At 75.2% G+C, this 6,638-nt stretch carries 5 protein-coding genes and 1 pseudogene; 3 read left to right on the top strand and 3 right to left on the bottom strand.

Annotated features, from left to right (window positions below):
- The 3 genes and pseudogenes from HUW36_RS22590 to HUW36_RS22580 all read left to right on the top strand — a co-directional run.
- A pseudogene (locus HUW36_RS22590) lies at positions 1–471 on the top strand (hypothetical protein); the annotation flags it as partial.
- Between the two features lie 104 nt (positions 472–575).
- Positions 576–839: a DUF6244 family protein gene (locus HUW36_RS22585; RefSeq protein ID WP_091573340.1), complete on the top strand. Its 264-nt coding sequence runs from the start codon at positions 576–578 to the stop codon at positions 837–839.
- Positions 840–1,006: 167 nt separating this feature from the next.
- Entirely contained in the window at positions 1,007–1,831 is an 825-nt protein-coding gene (locus HUW36_RS22580) for a lipase family alpha/beta hydrolase (RefSeq protein ID WP_174530009.1), read from the top strand.
- 42 nt (positions 1,832–1,873) lie between these two features.
- Here the strand turns inward: HUW36_RS22580 and HUW36_RS22575 are convergent, their stop codons facing one another.
- The 3 genes from HUW36_RS22575 to HUW36_RS22565 all read right to left on the bottom strand — a co-directional run.
- On the bottom strand, positions 1,874–3,466 hold the full coding sequence (locus HUW36_RS22575; protein ID WP_174530008.1) for a GMC family oxidoreductase: 1,593 nt from the start codon (positions 3,464–3,466) through the stop codon (positions 1,874–1,876).
- Between the two features lie 72 nt (positions 3,467–3,538).
- Positions 3,539–4,405, bottom strand: coding sequence for an aldo/keto reductase (locus tag HUW36_RS22570; RefSeq protein ID WP_174530007.1), 867 nt, complete (start codon positions 4,403–4,405; stop codon positions 3,539–3,541).
- Between the two features lie 84 nt (positions 4,406–4,489).
- A partial coding sequence (locus HUW36_RS22565; RefSeq protein WP_174530006.1) for a SpoIIE family protein phosphatase occupies positions 4,490–6,638 on the bottom strand: 2,149 nt, incomplete at its 5' end.

Raw genomic sequence — 6,638 nt, 5'->3', positions numbered from 1 at the left:
GCGGATGTCGGGGCGTATCCCGCGGGGATCGTGCCGGACCCGCGGCCGGGTGACCCGGCGACGGAGCTGGCGGCGGCCGGTCGTCTCGCCGACGAGGCCGACCGGCACGGGCAGGAGGCCGAGGCGCTGGCCCGGACGCCGGTGCTGCTGCCCACCTGGTCCGCGCCGGCGCGGGCGGTCGCGGTGTACGGCGGCTGCGCGCTCGTCGGCTCGCTGCTCATGCTCGTCGCGCTGGTCGGCTCGCCGCTGCCGGTGTCCGGGATGGACCTGGTGGCGGCGCTGTCCTGTGCCGGTGTGCCGCTGATGTCCTTCGTGGCCGGTCAGTTCGTGCTGGCCCGGTGGGGTCGCCCGGTGCTGGACGACGGCACCGCCCCGGCCGGCCGCTACGTCCCGCTCGGCTTCGTGATCTGCGCCCTGGTGTCCCCGTCCCTGTTCTGTCTCTACCTCCTCCTGTTCCGCCTCCTCCGCTGACCCCCGCCGCCCTCGCCTCCCCGCCCCAGATCGACGAAAAGGCGGGGCCGGCGCAGGGCGGTAGGCTGCGCGGTGGTCGGCAGGGTGGGACCCGGGGAGGGCTTGTGAGCGCGGCGGAGATCATCGCGAGGCTGGCGGCGGCGGCGCAGAAGCTGGACGAGGCCAAGGCCCGCACGGCGGCCGCCGCCCAGGACGCGGCGGAGGCGCGGGCGCTGGTGGCGGGCGCGCTGGAGGGGGCCACGGCCGGCCCGCTGATCGGGGTCATCGACGCGTACCGGCAGGCGCTGGCGCAGGCGGCGCAGGGCGGGGAGCCGGCGCGGCAGCACGTGCAGGAGACCATCGCGAAGGTCCAGGCGCTCGGCAACTGAGCCGCCCGGGATGCCGGTTTGCGCGGAGGGCGCGACAACTGGTTACCGGCGCGTAACTTTCCATTGACGTGTGTGAAATCGGACACGCATCATCGTTCCCACGATCGATCGGATCCCACCCGTCCCTCCCGGGTCCCCCGGGTGCCTCCCCACCGGAGGTGCAGCCCATGCTGCTCCGAACGATCCTGGCCGCCACCACCGCCGCCACCGCCCTGCTCCTGCCGGCCACCGCCGCGCACGCCGCAGCCGATCCCACCACCTCGCCCACCGCGGCCGCCGCCACGGCATCCACCGTGGACACCGTCACCGCCGCCGAATGGACCGCCGCCGCGGCGGCCGACCCGGTCGTCGTGGTCGGGGGCCTGATCGGCATCTCGATCGCGTACGAGCCGATCGCCGCCCGGTTGCGGGCCGACGGCTACCGGGTCTCCATCTACCAACTGCCGAACCTCGGCTTCGGCGACATCCGCGAGTCCGCCCGGGCGCTCGCCTCCTACGTGGACCAGGTCCGCGCCGCCACCGGCGCGAGCCGGGTCGACCTGGTCACCCATTCCGAGGGTGGCCTGGTCAGCCGCTGGTACGTCAAGTTCCTCGGCGGCTCGGCCAAGGTCGACCAGTACGTCAGCCTGGGCAGCCCGCAGTACGGCACCTACGTGGCCAACCTCGTCAACTTCCTGGGGCTGGGCAGCTGCGCCGGCATCGTCGCCTGCCAGCAGATGACCATCGGGTCGAGCTTGCTGGCCGACCTCAACGCCGGTGACGACACGCCCGGTCCGGTCCGCTGGACCACGGTGCGCACCTGGCAGGACGAACTGGTCCGGCCGGTCGACAACGCCGTGCTCGGCGACGGCGCGACGAACGTCCTGGTGCAGGCGTGGTGCCCGCTGCGGGTCGTCGGCCACCTCGGCCTGGTCCTGGACGGCACCACGTACACGGCGGTGCGCCAGACGTTGGCCGGCGCGCAGATCCGGCCGAACTGCTTCGCCGTCTGACCCGTTCCGGGCCCGCCGACGGGCGGGCCCGGGCCGGGACGCTCAGTCCCGGTCGCGACCGAGGATCAGGTCGGCCGCCCGCCAGGCCAGCGCGGTCACGGGCGCGCTGGTCCAGCCCGCCACCATCACCGGCAGCACCGACGCGTCGACCACCCGCAGCCCGTCGACGCCGCGCACCCGCAGCCGCGGATCCACCACGTGGTCGTCGTCCGGGCCCATGGCACAGGTGCCGACGGCGTGGTAGCCGCAGTAGCCGTGCGTGACGGCCGCCTCGACGATCTCCTCGTCGGTCCGCGTGGCCGGCCCGGGTACCGTCTCCGCCCGGACCCGCCCGGCGATCGGCCCGGTGCCGAAGAACTCCCGCATCCGGCGGAACAGGTCGACCGCCGCCCGCCGGTCGTGCGCGGTGGACAGGTAGTTCGCCACGATGGCCGGTGGGGTGCGCGGGTCGGCGTCGGTGATCGCGAGGTGGCCCTCGCTGTCCGGCCGGGTCACCGTGCCCAGGCACATCACGCCGGGCTCCCGTTCCAGTTCCAGCGCCCGGCCCGGGCGCGGCGGCGCGGCGGAGAACGGCGCCATCAGCAGGTGGGCGTCCGGGCGGTCCAGCTCCGGCCGGGACTTCACGTGCGCCGCGACGTCCAGCACCGGCAGGGCGAGCGGGCCGCCCCGGGTGAGCAGCCAGCGCAGCGTCGCCCAGGCCTGCCCGAGCGGACTGCCGAGCCGGGCGTTGTAGCCGCCCGGACCGGCGAGCCGGTACTGCATCGCGATCGACCGGTGCTCCCGCAGGCCGGCGCCCACCCGGGGCCGGTCGAGCAGCACCGGCACGCCGGCCGCGCGCAGGGTGTCCGCCGGCCCGATGCCGGAGACCTGCAACAACTGCGGAGTGGCCAGGGCCCCGGCGGCGAGGATCACCTCGCCGGCCACCCGGTGCTCGACCTCCCGGCCCCGGTACGCGACCCGTACGCCGACCGCCCGACCGCCCTCGACCAGCACCCGCAGCACGACCGCCTCGACCACGACTGTCAGGTTGGGCCGGCCGCGGCACGGGTGCAGGAACGCGTCGGCGGCGCTGACCCGGCGTCCGCCGCGGATGGTCGCGGTCGGGTACCCGATCCGCTCGTCGTCGTCGGCGTCCAGGTCGTCCACCCGGCGCCAGCCCAGCCCGACGCCGGTCGCCACCATCTCCTCGGCGAGCGGGTCGGTGTCGGTGGCGACGGAGAGCCGCACCGGACCGCCGACACCCCGGTGCGGCGCCGGGCCCAGCGGATGGTCCTCCAGCCGCCGGAGCACCTGCCGCATCGTCGACCAGCCCCAGCCCAGCGGTGCCAGCGCGGCCCAGTCCCGGGGCGCGCCGCGGCTCCAGATCATGCCGTTGACCGAGGTCGAGCCGCCGATCATCCGGCCGCGCTGCCAGGTCTCCTGCCGGTCGGGCCCGGTCGTCGCCGGGTAGTGCCAGGCGGTGCGCGGGTCGTCCATCAACCGGGAGAACGCCTTCGGTACGCGGACGAACGGGCTGCGGTCCCAGCCGCCCGCCTCCAGCAGCAGCACCCGGGTGCCCGGGTCCTCGGAGAGCCGGTTCGCCAGCACGCACCCCGCCGCGCCGGCGCCCACGACGACGTAGTCGAACTCGTCCACTGCGGACCCCCACTCGTGAGAATCCTTCTGACAGTAGTTGTTCGATCACGCGCCGCAAAGAGGGCGAACGGCTCAGGCCGCGTGCGCCAACGCCTCGAACTCGTCGTCGCTCAGCTCCACCTCGGCCGCCGCCACGTTCTCCTCCAGGTGCGCCACCGACGACGTACCCGGAATGGGCAGCATGACCGGCGAGCGCCGCAGCAACCAGGCCAGCGCGAGCTGCGCGGGGCTGGCGCCGTGGCCGGTCGAGATGGCGTCCAGCGGGCCACCGGGCCGGGCCAGGTTGCCGGTGGCGATCGGGAACCACGGGATGAACGCCAGGTCGTTGCGCTCGCAGTGGGTCAGCACGTCCTCGGCGCTGCGGTCGGCCAGGTTGTAGAGGTTCTGCACGGACACGATCGGGGTGATCGCGCGGGCCTGCTCGATCTGCTCGACGCTCACCTCGGAGAGCCCGATGTGCCGGACCTTGCCCTCCTGCTTGAGCAGCGCCAGCTCGCCGAGCTGGTCGGCCAGCGGCACCTTCTCGTCGATCCGGTGCAGCTGGTAGAGCGGGATGCAGTCCAGCCCCAGGTGGCGCAGGCTCAGCTCGCACTGCTGACGCAGGTACTCCGGGCGCCCCACCGGCCGCCAGTCGCCCGGCCCGGAGCGGGTCAGCCCGGCCTTCGTCGCGACGACCAGGTCGTCGGCGTACGGGTGCAGCGCCTCCCGGATCAGCATCTCGCTGACGAACGGCCCGTACGAGTCCGCGGTGTCGATGAACGTCACGCCCAGCTCGTAGGCGCGGCGCAGCACCCGCACCGCCTCGGCCGGGTCCTTCGGGTCGCCCCAGACGCCCGGGCCGGTGAGCTGCATCGCCCCGTAGCCGAGGCGGTCGACCCGCAGGTCACCACCGATCCGGTAGCTGCCCGACGCCTTCGCCGGCTGGGTGCTGGTGGCCATCACGGTCCTCCTGTCGTACGGTCGCTGGGCGATTCGCGGCGCCCGACCTCCCGACATTCCCCGAAACGGCCCGCTGATGCCCGGTCAGCCGAGGTGTCGCAGCACCACCAGCGCCTGGTCGTCGTCGGAGCCGGCCAGGTCGCGCAGCAGCTCGTCCGCGATGACTTCCGCCGGCTCGTCGCGCACCGCGACCAGCGCCCGGTGCAGCGCCGCGACGCCCTCGTCGTAGGGCCGGCCGCGCCGCTCCACCAACCCGTCGGTGTACGCCACCAGCAGGTCACCGGGGGCGAACGGGATCGTGGTGACGGTCATCGGCCGGTCCACCATGCCCAGCGGCATCGCGTTCGCGGTCTGCACGGTGCGCGGTGGCGCACCGGCGGGCAGCAGCACCGGGTGCGGGTGGCCGGCGCGGGCCACGTGCGCGGTGCGGGCCCGCGGGTCGACCACCACGACCAGGCAGGTGCCGAGGAAGCCGACGCCGAGCAGCTCGGTGAGCCGCAGGAACACCTCCTCCAGCGGTACGCCCAGCCGGATCAGCGTGTTCAGCATGGTACGCAGCTGCGCCATGTCGGCCGCGGCCTCGACCTGGTGCCCGACCACGTCGCCGAGCACCACGGCCAGCCGGTCGCCCTCCTGCCGGACCAGGTCGTACCAGTCGCCGCCCAGGTGCAGCCCGCTCATCGCCGGCCGGTAGCGGGTGGCGACCTCCAGACCGCGTGGGGTGGTCAGCGACGAACTGCGCAGCCGGCCGGCCAGGCGGGTCACCAGGTTGTGCTCGGCGGCGGCCAGCCGGACCCGCTCCAGCGTCTGCTCGCACAGGTCGGCGATGGTGTCCAGCAACGCGAGGTCACTGTCGCGCAGCGGCCGTTCCCGCCGCCAGCCGAAGCCCAGCGCGGCGATCGGGCGGCGACCGGCGCCGAACAGCGGCAGCGCCACGGTGGTGACCAGGCCGTGCGCGCCGACCGGGTCGGGCAGCCCGGGGAACCGGGCGGCGAAGTCGGCGCGGTCCCGCAGCACCACGCGTTCCCCGCTGCGCAGCGCGCGCACGATCGGACGCGGATCGTCGACGGTGAGGTCGCGGAACGAGGCGGACAGCGTGCCCGGCACGTCGTCGTGGTACCAGAGCCGGACCCGGCGGCCCTCGGCCCGCATGGCCAGCCCGGGCAGCTCCGCCCCGAGCGCGGTGGTGGCGGCGTCCAGGATCACCTCGATCGCCTCGGTGGTGGAGCGGGTCACGCTGAGCCGCGCCGCGAAGCCGGCCATCGCCTGCGCCGACCCGGTCAGCTCGGCCCGTTGCAGCGCCTGGCTGCACAACCCGGCCACCGCGTCGAGCAGGTTCCGCGGCGCCTCGTCCTCGACGACCGGCTCGGCCCAGCGCACCTCCAGGGCACCGAGCGCGACGCCGTCGCCGTAGCGCAGCGGCAGGCACAACCCGGTGGTCCGGCCGTCGACGCCGGTCAGCGGCAGCACCACGTTGTCCCGTACCGCGCGCGCCAGCGGGGCGTCGGCGTCCACCGGCAGCCGCTCGGCGGGGGTGTCCCCGCCGGCCACGTCGAGCACGGTCCGGCCGGGCGGGGCGAGCGCCACCCGCAGCGCGACGGCGTCCACCACGGCCGGGGCGACGGTGGTCACCACCTCCACGATGGCCTCGTGGCCACGCGCCGAGCTGAGCGCCGCGGCCAGCCGGGCCAGCGCCTCCGCCCGGCGCAGCGCCCGCTGCCGCTCGCTGACGTCGCGCGCCACGGTGGCCACGAACGCGGTGGTGTCCCGCCCGTCGCCGGTGGCGACGGTGAACGTCTGGTGGTCGACGTCGATCGCCGTGCCGGTGTCGCGGTGCACCAGGCGGCTCTCGGCCCGGTGGTGGCCCGCGCGCAACGCGGACGGGATCAGCTCGGTGTGCCACCGTTCGCGCGCGTCCGGCGCGGCGAAGTCGACCAGGCCCAGCCCGTCGACAGGCTCCGCGTCGCCCAGCCCGACAAGCGCCCGCCCGGCCGGGTTGACGTAGACGGTCCGGCCGTCCGGCGTGGCCACCGCGATGAAGTCGCCGGAGCGTTCCACGAGCGCCTGGAACAGCCGCAGTTCGGCCGGCGCGGCGGGGTCCGCGTCCCGCCGGCGCCGCGCCCGGGCCAGTGCCAACGCGGTGCCGATCTGCGCGGCGACCAGCTCGACGAAGGTGCGGTCGTCGGCGTCGACCGGACCGCCGGGGTCCAGCGCGGCCACCAGCACCCCGGCC

This window comes from Micromonospora maritima (genome assembly GCF_902825405.1).
Lineage (GTDB): Bacteria > Actinomycetota > Actinomycetes > Mycobacteriales > Micromonosporaceae > Micromonospora > Micromonospora maritima.
This window is presented reverse-complemented; position numbering and strand designations above follow the sequence as displayed.

Bases quoted from the DNA above. Each gene is read 5' to 3' on its own strand.
- HUW36_RS22580 (WP_174530009.1), top strand. From the start codon at position 1,007: ATGCTGCTCCGAACGATCCTGGCCGCCACCACCGCCGCCACCGCCCTG.
- HUW36_RS22570 (WP_174530007.1), bottom strand. From the start codon at position 4,405: ATGGCCACCAGCACCCAGCCGGCGAAGGCGTCGGGCAGCTACCGGATC.